This window comes from Chitinimonas viridis (assembly GCF_030409555.1).
GTDB classification, from domain to species: Bacteria; Pseudomonadota; Gammaproteobacteria; order Burkholderiales; family Chitinimonadaceae; genus Chitinimonas; species Chitinimonas viridis.
The window spans coordinates 46,205-60,848 of the sequence record NZ_JAUFPU010000018.1 but is presented as its reverse complement, the minus strand read 5'-3'; the positions used below and the strand labels follow the sequence as shown (position 1 = coordinate 60,848).

The following is a 14,644-nucleotide window of genomic DNA, read 5'->3' as shown; positions in this document are numbered from 1 at the left end:
CCTATAGCAGGCGGTTGACGGCAGCCAGCACGGTGTCGGTTTCCAGCCCACCCTTGACCAGATAGGCATTGGCACCCACTTCCAGCCCCCTGGCCTTGTCCTCTGCCGTGTGCAATGCCGTGACCAGCACCACGGGCAGCTTAGCCAGGTTGGGGTCGGCGCGCAGTCTGGCGGTCAAGGTGAAGCCATCCATCCGTGGCATCTCGATATCCGAGACCAGCAGGTCGAATGGGTGCTGCCGCAGGGTATTCCAGGCTTCCAGTCCATCGTTGGCGGTCTGTACGGCGTAACCTGCCGTCTCCAGCAAGGCCCGTAGCAGCCCCCGCGAGGTAAACGAATCATCGACCACCAGGATACGTGCCTGCCGCCGTGGTTGTTCCTCCCGGGGCCGTGCCTGCCAGGGGCCTTGTGCCTGTAGGCAACTACGGTATAGATCCTGCGGATGCAGCACAGGGACCAGACTGCCGTCGCCCAGCACCGTGGCGCCGAGCAGATTGCGGACTCGGCGCAATTGCCGTCCCAGTGGCTTTAGGGTGATTTCCTGGTCACCCAGGAGTTCGTCCACAAGTAGGGCGATCTGTTGCTCGGCGCTGCCCAGCAACAACAGGTTCAGCGTGACGGGTTCCCCGTCTGTAGCGGCCAGGGCCAGCACCTGGGCCAAGGGGCGCAGCGGCAGGCTGAGGCCGTCCAGTATCACGCTGTTGCCACTTTCCTGCCGGTGCAAGGCGGTCAGCGGCAGGCGCAAGGCGCGGCCAATGGCATGTGCCGGGATGGCAAAACGCTGCTCGCCTAGGCGTACCAACATGACTCGGAAGGTAGAGCGGCTCAAAGGCAGTTGCAGCACAAACCGGCAGCCCTGTCCTGGCGTACTGTCGACCGAAATGCTGCCGCCCAGTTGTTCCAGCGCCTCACGCACGATGGCCAGGCCTTCCCCCCGCCCCGACAGGGTGGTCAGCAATGGGCTGGTCGAAATGCCGGATTCGAACACCAGCGGCAGCAGTTGGGCGTCTGGCAGGGGCGGGCTGCCACTGGGCAGCAGGCCGGTTTCCTCGGCTTTCTGCTGTAGCTTGTGCCTGTCTATACCCTTGCCGTCATCGGTCAATGTCAGGCTGAAATGGCTGGCCGAGGTTTGGTGCAGCAGTATCTGCAGCCGACCGAGGGCAGGCTTGCCATTGGCCGTGCGTACAGCCGGGGGCTCTATGCCGTGGTCCAGTGCATTGCGCAGCAAGTGCATCAGAGGTGTGCGCAGGGCATCCAGGATGCGCTTGTCTACCTGCAGGCTGGTTTGGGGCAGCAGCAATTCGGCCTGCTTGCCGGTTTGTACTGCCAGCTCGCCCACCATCGCGGGAAGTTCGTCGAGCATGCTGCGGCAGGGTAGGAGCAGCAGTTCGTCCACGGTACGGGTATAGGCTTCACTCAGACTACCCACGTCACGATCCAGCGCCTGGCTGGACTGCCGCAGGCCATGGCTTTCCACCTGCATGGTCGCCAAGAGGTCCAGGCTCCAGTCCTGCCACTCCAGCAGGCTGCGCAAAGTCTCCAGGTCGGGCATCTGGCCTTGCGCCAGCAGGCTGCGCAAACGGCTTAGCAGGCCCTCGTGGCGCAGCCGCCGTTGCCACAGGCGCTGGAAGTCGGCCTGCAGGGCGTGGCTGCGTCTGTGCAGGTTATGCGCTGTCATCCGGTGCTGGCGCAGGGCCTCGCCGTAGTAGGCCAGTTGTTCACCCTGCTCGGCCCGTATCCGTAGTGTCTGCCCGCGCCAGGTGGCGGGCCGCTCTGCAGGTGTGGCCGCCGGCGCAGGGGGCGAGGGGGGCGTGGCTTCGACGGCAGCCACTGTTGGTGTCGCCACGCTGGGTGCGGTAGAGGCACGGTGCTGGGAGGCGGTTGTTTGCGCCAGCAGGTCCATCGCTTGCCTGAACTGTCCGGCCGTCAGTACCTCGCCGGCATGGCTGCGCTTGAGAAACTGCAGCGCCGCCAGAAAGGCGCCGGCCATGCTGGGCAGAAAGGCCCGCTTGCCCTGGCGTATCTCCTGCAATACGGCCTCCCAGGCATGGCAGATCTGTTCCGGTTCGTGCAGGCCTACTGCACGGGTGGCGCCCTTGAGACTGTGTACTTCACGGAATACCGCCTCCAGCGAATCGGGTTCGGGGGCATCGGCCTGCCAACGCAGCAGCTCGCTCTCCAGTATGGCAAGCCGTTCGGCAGCTTCTTCCTGGAAGCTGGCCATCAGCCTTTGCATCAGTGCTGCGCGGTCTATCGGCATGCGTTTGCGGGCTTAGCTAGTTTGCCGGGCAGGCAGCTTGAACTGGCCGGCCAGCAGCTTGAGCCTGCCGCCCAAGCCGTGCAGATCGCGGGCGGATTGGTCCACCTGCCGGGCACCAGCGGCATTGTCCTGGCTGGCCTGGCGCAGGCTGACCACGGCGGCCACCACCTGATCCATGCCGGCCAGTTGCTGCTGACTGGCGCTGGCTATCTGCTGCGCCATATCGCTGGACTGCTCTATGCTCTCAGCCAGGTTGCGCATGGCTTCGTCGCTGACACGGGTACGCTCGAAACCCTGGTCTACCGCCTTGCTGCCTTGCTCGGCGGCCATGGCGGTACGGGTCATGGCCCGTTGTATGTCACCCAGTATGGTGCGCACCTGTGCCGTGGCCTGTTTCGATTGCTCGGCCAGGGCCTTGACCTCCAGCGCCACCACAGCAAAGCCCTTGCCGGCATCACCGGCCTTGCCAGCCTCGATCGAGGCATTTACACCCAGCAGGTTGGACTGCTCGGCCAGCTCGTTGACGCTGGCGACGATCTCGCTGATGGCCTGGCTTTGCTCGCCCAGGCGCAAGATACCCTCGGCCATGGCGTGCATCTGGTCGCGGACCTGACCTATGCTGCTGAGGGTCTGCGCTACGGCCTCGCGGCCGGCCTGGGCAATCCGGCGATTGTGCTCGGCGGCCTGGTTGACCTCGGAGGCACGGCGATGGGCCAGGTGGGCAGTCTGCTTGACCTCTTCTATGGTGGTGGCGATCTCGGTGATGGAGGTGGCGCTCTCCTGCGCGCCCCCGGCAACCTGGCCGGCTGTGGCCAGTATCTCTTCGCTGGCGCTGGCGATGACGACGATGCCTTCGCGCATCTCCTCGGTCAAGCGGCTCAGGCTGTCCACCATGCGGACGAAGGAGCGCCCCAGTAGATCCTGTTCCGATTTCGGTACCAGGGTGGTGCTGAGGTCGCCCTGTGCCAGGCGTTCTGCCTGTTGGGTCAGTGATTTGAGATACTGGCCCATGTCGGCAAAGGCTTGGCTCAGTTCTCCGACTTCATCGCTGCGCCCGGTGTAATCCATTTCGTGCGGGATATCGCCCACGCTGATACGGCGGGCATAGCTGGTCAGCACCTGCAGGGGCCGCGCTATGCTCTGGCTGAGCGACAGGGTCAGCGCGATGACCAGCAGGATCAGCCCGCCGCCCAGCCAGATCACCCGCTCCAGCTGCTGGCTGATGAGATGATCGTTGGCTTGCTCAAGCTGGCGTACGCGCTGTGCGACCAGTTGATCCAGCTGCCCTGCCAGGTCGCGCAAGCGCAGCACCCTGGCGCGTTGCTCGCCGGTGGCGATCTGCCGAGCTTCCTCGTACTTACCTGCTGCCAGCAAGGGAACGATCTGCTGATCACGGGCGACGGTGAACTCTTGCCAGATATGCGTGACAGCGCTCACCAGCTGCGCCAGCTCAGCGTCGCCCATGGCATGGTTGCGCAACTGTTCTAGCGTGGCGGCCTCGTGCAAGGCGATGGCCTTGAACTTGCTGGCCAGCTCCCCGGCATGGGTGGCATCGCGGGTCAGCAGGGCATTGAGCACCTCGGAGCGGACATCGTGGATGTTGAAACGTATCTCCTTGAAACCTGCCAGATCACGATTGAGCTCGACGATGGACTGGTTGTTGCTGCGTATGGTCTGCAGACTGGTCTGTGCCAAGTAGAGCAGGCCCCCGGCGCCCAGCACGATCAGGGCGAAGGCCAGCGTCAGCTTGCTTCGGGTACGCAGGTTCAATAACCACATGGCGGTTCCTTGGGGCCTGTTCGCGAACTAACACGAGCGGCCATCAGCGGGTTGAAGTGCAGCATGGGAAGGAGCGCGGTAGCGATGCAGCGGTCAAGCGCAAGGCCTGCAGGCGGATGAACGCAGTGCTGTGGGATAGCCACCAGAGGGTCAGTCATAGTCGTTTACCACCAGGCTGGGTTCGTTCAGCAAACGGTTGCCGTCCAGCACTTGCCATTGCTGTGGGCTGATCCCTAGCAGCAGGTTACGGCGCAGGCCGCTCAGGCCGGCTTGTTCGGTCTGTAGCGTATTGGGCGCCAGCATCTGTACGCCCAGGATGCGGTCTGCCAGCAGTCCGAATTCCATTTCAGTATTGCGCAGTATCAGAAGATGGTTGCGGTCTGCCAGGCCGCGTGGCGGCAGGGCAAACATCACCCGCAGATCCAGCACCGACACCACGCGACCACGGGCATTCACGATGCCGCGTACAAAGGCCGGCGTGCCGGGCAGGGGCGTCAATTGCTTGAGCGGGATGACGGCATCGATATGGGTCAGTGCCAGCGCATAGATTTCATCACCCAGGGTAAAGGCCAGCACTTCCTGCAGGGCATCGCTCCTGCCCTGGGGGGGCTGGGCCCACTGCAGGCTGCGTGCGGCCAAGGCGTCCGCCTGCTGTTCCGGGGTTTGGGTCTCTCCACGCTGCAACTGCTCGGCCAGGGCATCCAGTTGCCGGTGCAGCGCGGTCCAATGATCGCCGGCCATGATGTTCATGAAGGTAATGCCCCCAAGCTCAGGCATAGCTGCCGTAGTTGCGCCACGCTCATGCCATCGCCCATCGTTACCAGGGCCTGTTCATCTTGTCCCGCCAGCAGGTGCAGACAGTGCTGGCGCTGCCGCTCGGCCTGCTCGGTCTGCCCCAGCCGCAGATACAGCTGGCTGGCCAGGTAGGGTGCCATGGCCAGATCGGGTGCCAGGTAGGCCAGCTTGTCCAGCACGGCCAGGGTAGCCTCGGGCCGGCTGGCGGCATCCAGCGTCAGCGCCAACAACCAGTATGCCTCCAGCCGCAATGGGGCTAGCGGTATGGCCTGCTGGCAGCTTGCCCCGGCGGCGCCCAGCTCGCCCCGGTTGGCCTGCGCCTGTGCCAGGGACAGGTAGTCCTCATAGGTGGCGGGCGGCGGGGTACTTGCGGCGACGGCAAGCACCGGGGGCTCGACCTGCGGTTTGCTATGCGGTTTGTGGGCGTGCGGCGGGGCGCGATGCGGCGGCTGCGGTGCTGGCGTTGCCAGGGCAGGGGGAGGGGCGGGTCGGACGGCCGCCGATTCATGCGCGATGCCATAGCCCAGTCCCAGCATGCGGCCACCAAAGCCGGCGGACTGCGCCAGGCCTGCCTCGGCTGCCGCCAGCAGCAGCAAGCCCTCCGGGGCAAGCTGGGCCTGCAGCTGCTGCAGCGCCAGGCTGGTGGCCAGCGGGGTGAGGTACATCAGCACATTGCGGCACAGTATCAGGTCGTAGCCCTGTGCTGCTGGGCCGGCCACACTGTAATCGTGCAGAGCCAGGTTATGTACGGCAAAGCGTATGCGGCTGCGCCAGGGCGGGGTGACGCGCCAGCCTTTTCCCTCGCGGGTAAAGTAGCGCCCACGCCAGGCTGGCGTGCTTTGCCTGAACGCATAGTCACCATACCAGCCGGCCTGGGCATGGGCGATAAAGGCGGGATTGATATCCGTTGCCAGCAGCGTCAGTTGCCAGTCATCCAGCGCCGGCCCCAGCAGGTCAGCCAGGCAGAACAGCAAGGTGTAGGCTTCTTCGCCGGTACAGCAGGCTGCGCTCCAGATGCGCAGGCTGCGCTCGCCTGCCAGGCTGCGGCCTTGCAGCAGGGGCTGCAGGATGTCCTGCTGCAGGGCTTGCCAGGTCTCTGGGTCACGCTGAAAGTAGGTTTCGCCTACCACCAGGTGGGGTAGCAAGGTTGTCAGCGGCAGGGTGCCGGCATCGGCCGTCGTCAGCCTGGCTTGCTGCAGGGCACTACGCAGCCTGGTCTGGCGGCTGTCAAAGAAATCCAGCCCCAGCTCGGTGGCGATGCGTTGGGCCAGCGCCGTGGTGGCGTCTTGGTGTTCCGGCACGATGGGTCGATCAGTGGTGTGCATGGGCGGCTAGCGCGCTGCCGAGCTGTTGTTCGTCTGCCGGGGAGAGAAAGGTATCGACATCCTGCAGCAGATAGAGCCCCTGTCCATCGGCCAATACCCCGCGTACCGTGGCATCGCTGCCTTGCAAGGCCGTGACCGGGTGCAGCTCGCTGCTTAACTGGCAAACCGGGTTGGTGCGGTCAACCGGCAACAGCAGTTCCCGCTGGCTGCCGCGCAGCCAGATCCAGTGCGCCCAGGGCTGGGGAGGGGCGGGTGGCCAGCCCAGGCGGGCGCGCATATTCATGACGGGAATGATTTTGCCGTGCACCTGGCAGACACCGCTGATGACGGCAGGTGCGGCTGGCAAGGGCTGTACCGCCAATGCCTGCAGCACACGTATCACCTGCTGGGCCGGCAAGGCAAAGTGTTGGCCGTTCAAATCAAATGGCAGCACGGTATAGGTTGATGCCACACATTCCTCTCTCGCTCGGAATACCAAGAGCTGCTCACAACACCCAGCTTAGCGGCTCCAACCAGGCAACGGGCTTGGCTGCGTCTTGTTCGCCGTGTGCATTACGACGTGCGCGCCATTTCCCTTATTTCGATCTAGATTAGGACATGATGGCCGGGTGCGCTAAGTAGATATGTCGGTTTCCTCCGCCTGTCCGGCCAAGTTTGCTAGGTTGATGGTGCACATGTCCGTGCAGCCTGAACCAATGCTGTCCCAAAATGGGGAGGAGAGGCGGATATGCGATGGACTGTGGGCTGGAAGATTGCCATGGGCTACCTGTTGGCCTTGCTGGCACTGGTGGCGATAGGCCTGACGGCGCACCGCAGCCTGGATGGGCTGCTGGGTGCGGCGAACTGGAAGGACCATACCTATGCGGTGCTGGGGCAACTGGACAGCGTTGCATCATTGCTGAGAGATGCCGAAACTGGGCAGCGCGGTTATTTGCTGACAGGCCAGGAACGCTATCTGGAGCCCTATGTGCTGGCTGTGCGCAAGCTGGATAACACCCTGCTGGCGCTGCAGCAGGCCACCCGCGACAACCCCTCACAGCAGCAGCGCCTGCAGCAGGTGCGCCAGGCCACGGCGAACAAGCTGGCAGAACTGAAGCAGACCATAGACCTGCGCCGCGACACGGGCCAGCAAGCCGCCTTGGCGCTGGTACTGACCGACCAGGGCAAGCGCGATATGGATGCCCTGCGGCGCCTGCTGGCAGAGATGGAGGCGGAGGAGCGTGCGCTGCTGCAGCAGCGTGATGCAACCATGCAGGGCAACGCGGTGCTCGCCATGGAGCTGGTGAGCTACGGCATTCCCCTGGTCACCTTGCTGGTGCTGGGTGTCGCTGCGCTGGTGACACGCAATATCGCCGTGCCGCTACGTGCGCTGGCCGAGGCGGCCCGGCTTATCTCCCAGGGCAATCTGGCGCCGCGCCTGGCGAGTTCGGCCCGCAGCGATGAGCTGGGCATGCTGAACCAGGCTTTTCTGCAGATGACCGCCACACTCAGGCTCAAGGCGGCTGCCGCTGCATCGATAGCACAGGGTGATCTGCGCGCCATGCCCATGCTGGCATCCGAGCAGGACGAGCTGGGTCTGGCTTTCCGTACCATGGTGACCAATCTGCAGAGCGTGGTGGCGGACATGCGCCAGGGTAGCCAGACCATGGACAGCGTGGTGGGCACAGTCCTGAGTGGTACCACGCAGGTGGCGACCGCCGCAGACGAGACGGCGACCGCGACCACCCAGTTGGCCACCACTATTGCCGAGCTGCGGCAGACCACCGAGCTGACTTCGCAGCGCATGGCCGAAGTGTCTGGCAGTGCCCTGATGGCTGCCGAGGTGGCCCGCAACGGGCAGGCTGCCGTGAATGAAGTGGTGCGCGGCATGCAGGACATACAGGGGAGGATGGGTGTCGTCGCCGAGCGCATAGGCCAGCTGACCGACAAGAGCCAGGCCATCAGCGATATCGTCAACGCGGTCAATGCGCTATCCGAGCAGTCTGCCATCCTGGCGGTGAATGCCAGCATAGAGGCCGCTCATGCCGATGAGCATGGCCAGGGCTTTGCCGTGGTGGCGCACGAGATGAAAAGCCTGGCGGGGCAATCCAAGCAGGCGGTGGGGCAGGTGCGCGGCATTCTGCTGGAAATACAGCAGCTGATCACCGCGCTGGTCATGGCGACGGAACACAGTGCCGCTGCGGTAGAGAGCGGCGTGGCGCAATCAGGCGTGGCTGGCGATGCCTTGGCGCGCATGTCCACCACGGCCGCCGCCAATGCCCAGGCGGCGCAGCAGATTGCGGTCACCGCCATGCAGCAGGCAACAGGTGTGCAGCAGATTGCCGCCGCCGTGCATCATATCAAGCAGGGCAATAACGATAACCTGAACAGCATGCGGGCCATGCAGGTGGCAATGCAGGGGCTGGAGGAGGCTGGACAGCGGCTGGGCGGCATCATTAAGGGCTTTGCTACCTGAGAGTGCACGGACAAGGCGAAAAGCACCTCCCATCCGCAGGCGGACGGGAGGCGCCAAGTCAGATTGCGAGGCGTCAGAAGGCGAAGTGATCCTGGTCCAGGCTCATCAAGGGCTGGGCGCCCGTGGCCAGCTTGGCGATCAGGGCGTGGGTTTCGGGCATCAGCTTGGCGTAGTAGAAGCGGGCGGTGCTGATCTTGGCGGCGTAGAACGGCTCGTCTGCCTTGGGCAGGCTGATTGCCACCATGCGGGCCCAGAACCAGCCGTAGACCAAGTGGCCCAGCAGGCGCAGGTAGTCGCTGGCGGCAGCGCCGGCTTCATCCTTGTTCTGCATGGCTGCCATGCCTATCTTCATGGTCACCTCACCCAACTGCTTGTTGAGCGCGGCCAATGGGGCCACAAACTCGGCCATCTCGGCACGACCTTCCTGCTCCTGGCAGAAACGGTGTACCAGCTTGGTGAACTTGCGCAGCTTGGCACCCTGGTCCATCAGCACCTTGCGGCCGATCAGGTCCATGGCCTGTATGCCATTAGTGCCCTCGTACAGCAGCGAGATGCGTGCATCGCGGACAAACTGCTCCATGCCCCATTCGCGGATGAAACCGTGGCCGCCGAAAATCTGCACGCCGTGGTTGGTGGTCTCAAAACCATTGTCGGTCATGAAGGCCTTGGCCACCGGGATCAGCAGGGCCAACAGGTCGGCCGCATCCTGGCGCTGCTCGGTATCCTCGGCGCGGTCTTCCACATCCAGCAGCACCGCCAGCCAGCTGGAAAATGCCCGGCCGGCTTCGGCATAGGCCTTCATGGTCAGCAGCATGCGGCGTACATCGGGGTGGACGATGATGGGGTCGGCCGGTTTTTCGGGCGCCACTGGCCCGGTGAGGGCACGCATCTGCAGGCGATCCTTGGCGTAGGCCAGGGCAGATTGGTACGACACTTCGTTCAAGCCCAGGCCCTGCATGCCCACGCCCAGGCGGGCGGCGTTCATCATGGTGAACATACAGCTCATGCCACGGTTGGGCTCGCCTATCAGGTAGCCGACGGCACCATCGAAGTTCATCACGCAGGTGGCATTGGCCTTGATGCCCATCTTGTGTTCCAGCGAGCCGCAGCTCACCGGGTTGCGCTCGCCTACGCCACCATCGGCCGGCAGGAACTTGGGCACGATGAACAGCGAGATGCCCTTGATGTCGCGTGGGGCATCCGGCAGGCGGGCCAGCACTAGGTGGACGATATTGTCGGCCAGGTCGTGCTCGCCGCTGGAGATAAAGATCTTGGTGCCGCTAATACGGTAGCTGCCATCGCCCAAGGGCTCGGCCCGGCTCTTGATCAGCCCCAGGTCGGTGCCGCAATGGGGTTCTGTCAGGCACATGGTGCCGGTCCAGCTGCCATCGACCAGCGGCGGCAGATAGGTCGCCTTCTGCTCATCGCTACCGTGGGCGTGGATGGCCGCATAGGCGCCATGGCTGAGGCCTGGATACATACTCCAGGCCATATTGGCCGAGACATTCATTTCAGAGATGGGGAAGCCCAAGGTCTTGGGCAAGCCCTGGCCACCATAGGTGGGATCGCAGTCCAGCCCGGTCCAGCCGCCTTCGCGGAACTGGTCGTAGGCGGCCTTGAAGCCCTTGGGCGTGGTGACCTTGCCGTCGACCAACGTACAGCCTTCCTCGTCGCCACTGCGGTTGAGCGGGAACAGCACCTCTTGGGCAAACTTGGCCGCCTCCTCCAGCACCGAATCAATCAGGTCGCGGTTGGCATCCTGATAGCCGGGCAGGGCGGTAAGGGTGGATTCGACGTTCAGCAGCTCATGCAGGACAAACTGCATGTCACGCAGCGGTGCGCGGTATATGGCCATGATGGTCTCCAAGTGCTTATTGTTGGTGTGAGTTGATACACTGCTGCTGCCCCAGGGGGGCAATGGCAGTTTGTTAGTCAATTTACCAAGCGCTTGCTTGAATTACAAGTGCGACCGCCGTACCGCTTGTCTGGTCGATGCGATCATGTCACCAGGGTGCGATCCGGTGGCATGAACAGCAGGCGGTATGTGTGCACGGCAGCTTTGTATAGTCAGGCCAGCGGGGCATACAGGGGGGTAGCCAGAGGCCTCGCTTTTGTCGCTGCTACTGCCTTGCCTGGCGTTCGACGTTTCTGGAAGTTGCCTTGATTAGCGGCGCTAAATGGAAGGTTTAGGTATGAAAGTCATGCGTAGCATGTTGTTGGCGATGATGCTCATAAGCAAGGCGTGGGCCGGTGCCTGGGGTGAGGGCAGTTTTGACAACGATGATGCGCTCGACTGGATAGCCGAATGCACCCAGGCGAATGGCACACAATCTGTCCAGTTGGTACTGGAGCAGGTAATCCGGGCCAAGTATATCGAGACTGAACTAGGTGCCGCTGCCATCGTGGCGGCCGAGATAGTGAGCGCAGCCAGAGGCAAGTCGAACGCTGCCATGCCTGCCGAGTTGCGGGCATGGGTGGCGCGGCAGCCTGCCGGCACGCTGGTAGCGCTGGCGCCACGCGCCAAGTTGGCGCTGGACCGTGTACAGCGAACGGCGATTTCTGAACTTGCCCAGCAGTGGGAGGAGGCAGGCGCGGCCAAATGGCGTGGTGCGGTTGCTGCGTTGCAGGGCCGGCTTGCTCGTTGATGGACTGACGTCAACGTCTGCCTATTGGAAATGGCTGTCGGTTTGATCTACGCAGAGGGGCGAGTCTGCCGATAGCACTGGCTGTCTCTGATGCGATCAAGCAAGGCATTGGTTCAAATCAGGCGGAATTCATCGGAACCGAGCCAGTAATCCATGACACTCGGGCTAATGACATCAACGCCATAGGCAGTCTGTATCCTTCCGAGGACTCCGTCATAAGTCAGAATCGAGGGGTTACTTGTCGCAAGTGTTAGCGGTCCACCTAATTCAATCCAACCATCAAACATTCTTGCGAGTCGTGAGGATAGAACTCCAATGATAAAATGACTAATTTTTGATCCGCTGCGAGAAGCTATTTGAAGGGCACCACGCGGCGCCCAGCCGCTGATGACGATGTCGCGTTCGTCTTCGTCGGGTTCGGTGAATTGGAAGCAGAAGGACTGCCCACTGATCCAAAAATCCCCATCGACCAATGGCTCAGCGAGGCTAGCCAAGACATTGGTGGCGCGTTCTATTTCCTCTGGCGAGAAGGCCATAGGAGTCAATATGGTCACGGCATAACAGGACATATGGTCCTCAAAGTTTTTGCTTAGGCAATGCAATGATCTAGCGCTGAGTTGCGGTTTTCGCCCGCCAGGCATCGCAACGCAAGCGTGAATTTTTTGGCTCGGCTCTGGGTTTGAAATCTGCCGCATTCGCAGCGGTGCAAGGGCGGCCGATCAGTTGCACTGGCGTCTGCCAGCGCTTGCAGGCGGTCGGCCTTTGGCGCGCTCCTGTTACCCGACTGGCGACTATCCCTTGCTTTCCGATGACTCTGCCTCGGCCTTGCGCAGCTTGAGCTGCTTGCTTTCGCGTTTGAGCGGGCCGCCCACTGGGCAGATGCTCGCGGCGAAACCACCCAGGGTGTTGACCAGGTTGTCCGGCACCAGCCGATACCAGACAAACTGTCCGCGCTTTTCGCTGGTGACTAGGCCTGCGTCTTCCAGTATGCGCAGGTGCTTGGAGAGGGCCGGCTTGGACATCTCGAAGCGCGAGGCGATATCGCCCGCCGTCAGCTCAACCTCGGACAGGTAGGCCAATATCTTGCGGCGGGGTGTGGAGGCCAGGGCCTCGAAGACGCGTTCTATGGATGAATGTGACATTTAGCTAATTAGCTAATCAGGATGGGTTCAAGTCTATACCCAAACCGGTGTGCTGTCCCGGCCTGCGCTTGGGCGATGCCGGGTACTGATACCCCCACATCGGCACACAGCGCTAGCTAGCCCGGTGCGGGCCTGACTTTGCCTGCGTAAAGGGTAGGTTGACGTTGTTGGATACACGTGTAATAATTTTCTTACACATGAAAGACGACACCATTTCTGGCGAACAGCTGCTGTCCATGCTTGCCGCCCTCGCCAATCCGCACCGACTGCGCATCATTGCTGCGCTGCAGTCGCAGGGCCGCAACTATGTCAGCCAGCTGGCGCGCGAGATAGGTATCAGTCGCCCCTTGCTGCACCTGCATCTTCAAAAACTTGAAGATGCAGGCCTGGTGACCAGCCAGCTTGAGCTGTCGTCCGATGGCAAGGCACTCAATTACTTTGAAGTCAGCCGCTTCGCACTGGAAATCACGCCCGTTGCCATTGCTGAAGCGGCCAAATCCTTATCCACTCATCTCGATCCGTAAAGGCTTCCCATGTCTGAAAATGTGTACCTTTTGACGATTTGTCTGCCACTCGGGACGATCTTGCTGATTTTTGGCATGCGCTACTACGCGGCTGTTATGCAGGCGAAGGCCAACCTGGCACATCAAGAGGCCTATCGCCAGATGGCGGCGAGTATGGCGACTTCGCAGGCCGCGACCACGGCGATGCTGTCTTCCATCGATACTGCAATGACAGATATCCGATCCCGTATGGCGGCGGTGGAGAAAATCCTGAAGGACGTGGAGTAGGCGAGCCTGGCTCTTGCCCGTGTGCGCCCGGCTGGTCTGAATCGCCAGCCGAGTTGTGTTGGCGGCGCTCAGCGTTGTTCCGTGTTCCCTACAAGGAGTAGCTTGCCATGACATGTAAAACGATGGAGATATCACCGCAGGTTTATGCACGCCTGGCAGGTGTGCTTTACTTGGCGGTTATTGTGTTCGGGGCTTTCGCAGAAGGATTTGTGATCAATAGCCTGGTGGTAGCGGGTGATTTTGCGGCAACGGCACGTAATATCGTGGCCTCACCGGGTTTATGGAACCTGGGGGTGGCCTGCAATCTGATCGTGGTTATCTGTGCTGTACCACAACTCTGGATTGAATACCTATTGCTCAAGCCAGTAAGCCATAAGCTCATGCTGCTGGCCGTACTGCTCAATCTGCTTAGCCTGGCAGTCGAGTGCATGAGCAAGCTGTTTCTGTTGTTGGTGACACACATATTGAATAATGCCGATTACCTGAAGGTTTTTGAGCCTGGGCAGTTGCAGATGCTCGCCGGTTTGGCCCTGAAGTCGCACGATATCGCCTTTGATATTGCGCTGATCTTCTTTGGCTTTACCTGCCTGGTCAGCGGCTATCTGATCTACAAGTCGGAATTCTTGCCAAAATTGATCGGTTTGTTGATGCAGCTCGCGGGCCTCTGTTATCTGGTGGTTTGTTTTTCGTCTTTTTTCGCACCGGCATTCGCCAAGGCGATCATGCCCGGCATTTTCATTCCGATATTGATCGGTGAAGCTTCCTTCTGCCTGTGGTTGTTGGTGAAGGGCGTCAATGTCGAAAAGTGGCGGGCACGGGCGAGTGTAGGGTAGGTAATCATTATTTCTGCGCTCGTTCGCTGGTCGGTTGAGAAACGTTGCTAGCCCAAGTCGTGAGGCTCGTTCAGCGTCGATTACTACAATCGTGCGGGTATTGGTTAATGGATAACCAGTTCGAGCCGCTCAGAATCATGCCGCCACACATACTTTGCTGATCACGTGGATAGTGATGAAACGGTGACAGGTTTTCGGCCTAAGTAGACGTTCATCTGACAGATATAAGCGGCTGCTGACGCCCTTATTCCAGACTTCAATGCTGGATGTGACGTGCAGCCGGAGCTACGAAGCAGCGGAGGGAACCCAAAGCGCAGCTTTGGGCTGTCACGTTGACCGAAAGTTTGGGCGAGCCCTAATATAGCCTTGGAGTTGGTCGTGAGCTTTAATCTGTGAATTAAAGCCATAAAAGATTTTCGAAAATCTGAGAGACTCCAAGAATTGCAAGTATGTGGATCCATGCGAAGATATGAGAGATAAATAATTTCTTCTTCGCTCTCAGCCACCATGCAAGAGCAAGTGGAATGAGGCATATAAATGTGAAAAGGGTAAGTTGCCACGTGAGGTATTGAAATAGTTCTGGAGTGCAGAGAAATATAAGAATTCCAGATATCCAGAA

The 14,644-nt window shown here is 61.3% G+C and carries 13 protein-coding genes; 5 read left to right on the top strand and 8 right to left on the bottom strand.

The features are described from left to right. Position 1: 1 nt before the first annotated feature. The 5 genes from QWZ03_RS13545 to QWZ03_RS13525 all read right to left on the bottom strand — a co-directional run bounded on the left by QWZ03_RS13545 (position 2) and on the right by QWZ03_RS13525 (position 6,610). Positions 2 to 2,260 (bottom strand): hybrid sensor histidine kinase/response regulator, encoded by a 2,259-nt coding sequence (locus QWZ03_RS13545; protein ID WP_290333205.1) that lies wholly within the window; start codon positions 2,258 to 2,260, stop codon positions 2 to 4. A gap of 12 nt (positions 2,261 to 2,272) precedes the next feature. Beyond that, entirely contained in the window at positions 2,273 to 4,039 is a 1,767-nt protein-coding gene (locus QWZ03_RS13540) for a methyl-accepting chemotaxis protein (RefSeq protein WP_290333204.1), read from the bottom strand. 150 nt (positions 4,040 to 4,189) lie between these two features. Then, the gene (locus tag QWZ03_RS13535) at positions 4,190 to 4,789 is read right to left on the bottom strand and encodes a chemotaxis protein CheW (protein ID WP_290333203.1); all 600 of its coding nucleotides are present in this window, start codon (positions 4,787 to 4,789) and stop codon (positions 4,190 to 4,192) included. Beyond that, complete coding sequence (locus tag QWZ03_RS13530) at positions 4,786 to 6,159, bottom strand: CheR family methyltransferase (protein ID WP_290333202.1); 1,374 nt, start codon at positions 6,157 to 6,159, stop codon at positions 4,786 to 4,788. Before QWZ03_RS13530 ends, QWZ03_RS13535 begins: the two co-directional genes overlap by 4 nt. Continuing rightward, the gene (locus QWZ03_RS13525; protein WP_290333201.1) at positions 6,146 to 6,610 is read right to left on the bottom strand and encodes a chemotaxis protein CheW; all 465 of its coding nucleotides are present in this window, start codon (positions 6,608 to 6,610) and stop codon (positions 6,146 to 6,148) included. The genes QWZ03_RS13530 and QWZ03_RS13525 overlap by 14 nt, the downstream gene beginning before the upstream one ends. Before the next feature lie 276 nt (positions 6,611 to 6,886). Between QWZ03_RS13525 and QWZ03_RS13520 the strand changes: the two genes are divergently transcribed. After that, positions 6,887 to 8,614: a methyl-accepting chemotaxis protein gene (locus QWZ03_RS13520; RefSeq protein ID WP_290333200.1), complete on the top strand. Its 1,728-nt coding sequence runs from the start codon at positions 6,887 to 6,889 to the stop codon at positions 8,612 to 8,614. Between the two features lie 73 nt (positions 8,615 to 8,687). Here the strand turns inward: QWZ03_RS13520 and QWZ03_RS13515 are convergent, their stop codons facing one another. Further along, complete coding sequence (locus tag QWZ03_RS13515) at positions 8,688 to 10,469, bottom strand: acyl-CoA dehydrogenase C-terminal domain-containing protein (RefSeq protein ID WP_290333199.1); 1,782 nt, start codon at positions 10,467 to 10,469, stop codon at positions 8,688 to 8,690. A 337-nt stretch (positions 10,470 to 10,806) separates the two neighbouring features. Between QWZ03_RS13515 and QWZ03_RS13510 the strand changes: the two genes are divergently transcribed. Next, positions 10,807 to 11,259 carry a DUF4259 domain-containing protein gene (locus QWZ03_RS13510; protein ID WP_290333198.1) on the top strand — a complete coding sequence of 151 codons (453 nt, stop codon included), beginning with the start codon at positions 10,807 to 10,809 and terminating at the stop codon, positions 11,257 to 11,259. A gap of 113 nt (positions 11,260 to 11,372) precedes the next feature. On the opposite strand, the gene QWZ03_RS13505 is transcribed toward QWZ03_RS13510, so the two are convergent. Together QWZ03_RS13505 and QWZ03_RS13500 are read right to left on the bottom strand one after the other, a co-directional pair. After that, positions 11,373 to 11,828 carry a DUF6368 family protein gene (locus QWZ03_RS13505; protein ID WP_290333197.1) on the bottom strand — a complete coding sequence of 152 codons (456 nt, stop codon included), beginning with the start codon at positions 11,826 to 11,828 and terminating at the stop codon, positions 11,373 to 11,375. A 222-nt stretch (positions 11,829 to 12,050) separates the two neighbouring features. Further along, positions 12,051 to 12,401, bottom strand: a complete 351-nt coding sequence (locus QWZ03_RS13500) for a metalloregulator ArsR/SmtB family transcription factor (RefSeq protein ID WP_290333196.1) — start codon at positions 12,399 to 12,401, stop codon at positions 12,051 to 12,053. Between the two features lie 197 nt (positions 12,402 to 12,598). Between QWZ03_RS13500 and QWZ03_RS13495 the strand changes: the two genes are divergently transcribed. The 3 genes from QWZ03_RS13495 to QWZ03_RS13485 all read left to right on the top strand — a co-directional run bounded on the left by QWZ03_RS13495 (position 12,599) and on the right by QWZ03_RS13485 (position 14,025). Next, positions 12,599 to 12,925: an ArsR/SmtB family transcription factor gene (locus QWZ03_RS13495; protein ID WP_290333195.1), complete on the top strand. Its 327-nt coding sequence runs from the start codon at positions 12,599 to 12,601 to the stop codon at positions 12,923 to 12,925. Positions 12,926 to 12,934: 9 nt separating this feature from the next. After that, positions 12,935 to 13,192, top strand: coding sequence for a hypothetical protein (locus QWZ03_RS13490; protein WP_290333194.1), 258 nt, complete (start codon positions 12,935 to 12,937; stop codon positions 13,190 to 13,192). 107 nt (positions 13,193 to 13,299) lie between these two features. After that, positions 13,300 to 14,025, top strand: coding sequence for a DUF4386 domain-containing protein (locus QWZ03_RS13485; RefSeq protein ID WP_290333193.1), 726 nt, complete (start codon positions 13,300 to 13,302; stop codon positions 14,023 to 14,025). Positions 14,026 to 14,644 lie beyond the last annotated feature (619 nt).

Coding starts and splice junctions, on each gene's coding strand:
- QWZ03_RS13545 (WP_290333205.1), bottom strand. CDS start 2,260: ATGCCGATAGACCGCGCAGCACTGATGCAAAGGCTGATGGCCAGCTTC.
- QWZ03_RS13540 (WP_290333204.1), bottom strand. CDS start 4,039: ATGTGGTTATTGAACCTGCGTACCCGAAGCAAGCTGACGCTGGCCTTC.
- QWZ03_RS13535 (WP_290333203.1), bottom strand. CDS start 4,789: ATGAACATCATGGCCGGCGATCATTGGACCGCGCTGCACCGGCAACTG.
- QWZ03_RS13530 (WP_290333202.1), bottom strand. CDS start 6,159: ATGCACACCACTGATCGACCCATCGTGCCGGAACACCAAGACGCCACC.
- QWZ03_RS13520 (WP_290333200.1), top strand. CDS start 6,887: ATGCGATGGACTGTGGGCTGGAAGATTGCCATGGGCTACCTGTTGGCC.
- QWZ03_RS13515 (WP_290333199.1), bottom strand. CDS start 10,469: ATGGCCATATACCGCGCACCGCTGCGTGACATGCAGTTTGTCCTGCAT.
- QWZ03_RS13510 (WP_290333198.1), top strand. CDS start 10,807: ATGAAAGTCATGCGTAGCATGTTGTTGGCGATGATGCTCATAAGCAAG.
- QWZ03_RS13505 (WP_290333197.1), bottom strand. CDS start 11,828: ATGTCCTGTTATGCCGTGACCATATTGACTCCTATGGCCTTCTCGCCA.
- QWZ03_RS13500 (WP_290333196.1), bottom strand. CDS start 12,401: ATGTCACATTCATCCATAGAACGCGTCTTCGAGGCCCTGGCCTCCACA.
- QWZ03_RS13495 (WP_290333195.1), top strand. CDS start 12,599: ATGAAAGACGACACCATTTCTGGCGAACAGCTGCTGTCCATGCTTGCC.
- QWZ03_RS13490 (WP_290333194.1), top strand. CDS start 12,935: ATGTCTGAAAATGTGTACCTTTTGACGATTTGTCTGCCACTCGGGACG.
- QWZ03_RS13485 (WP_290333193.1), top strand. CDS start 13,300: ATGACATGTAAAACGATGGAGATATCACCGCAGGTTTATGCACGCCTG.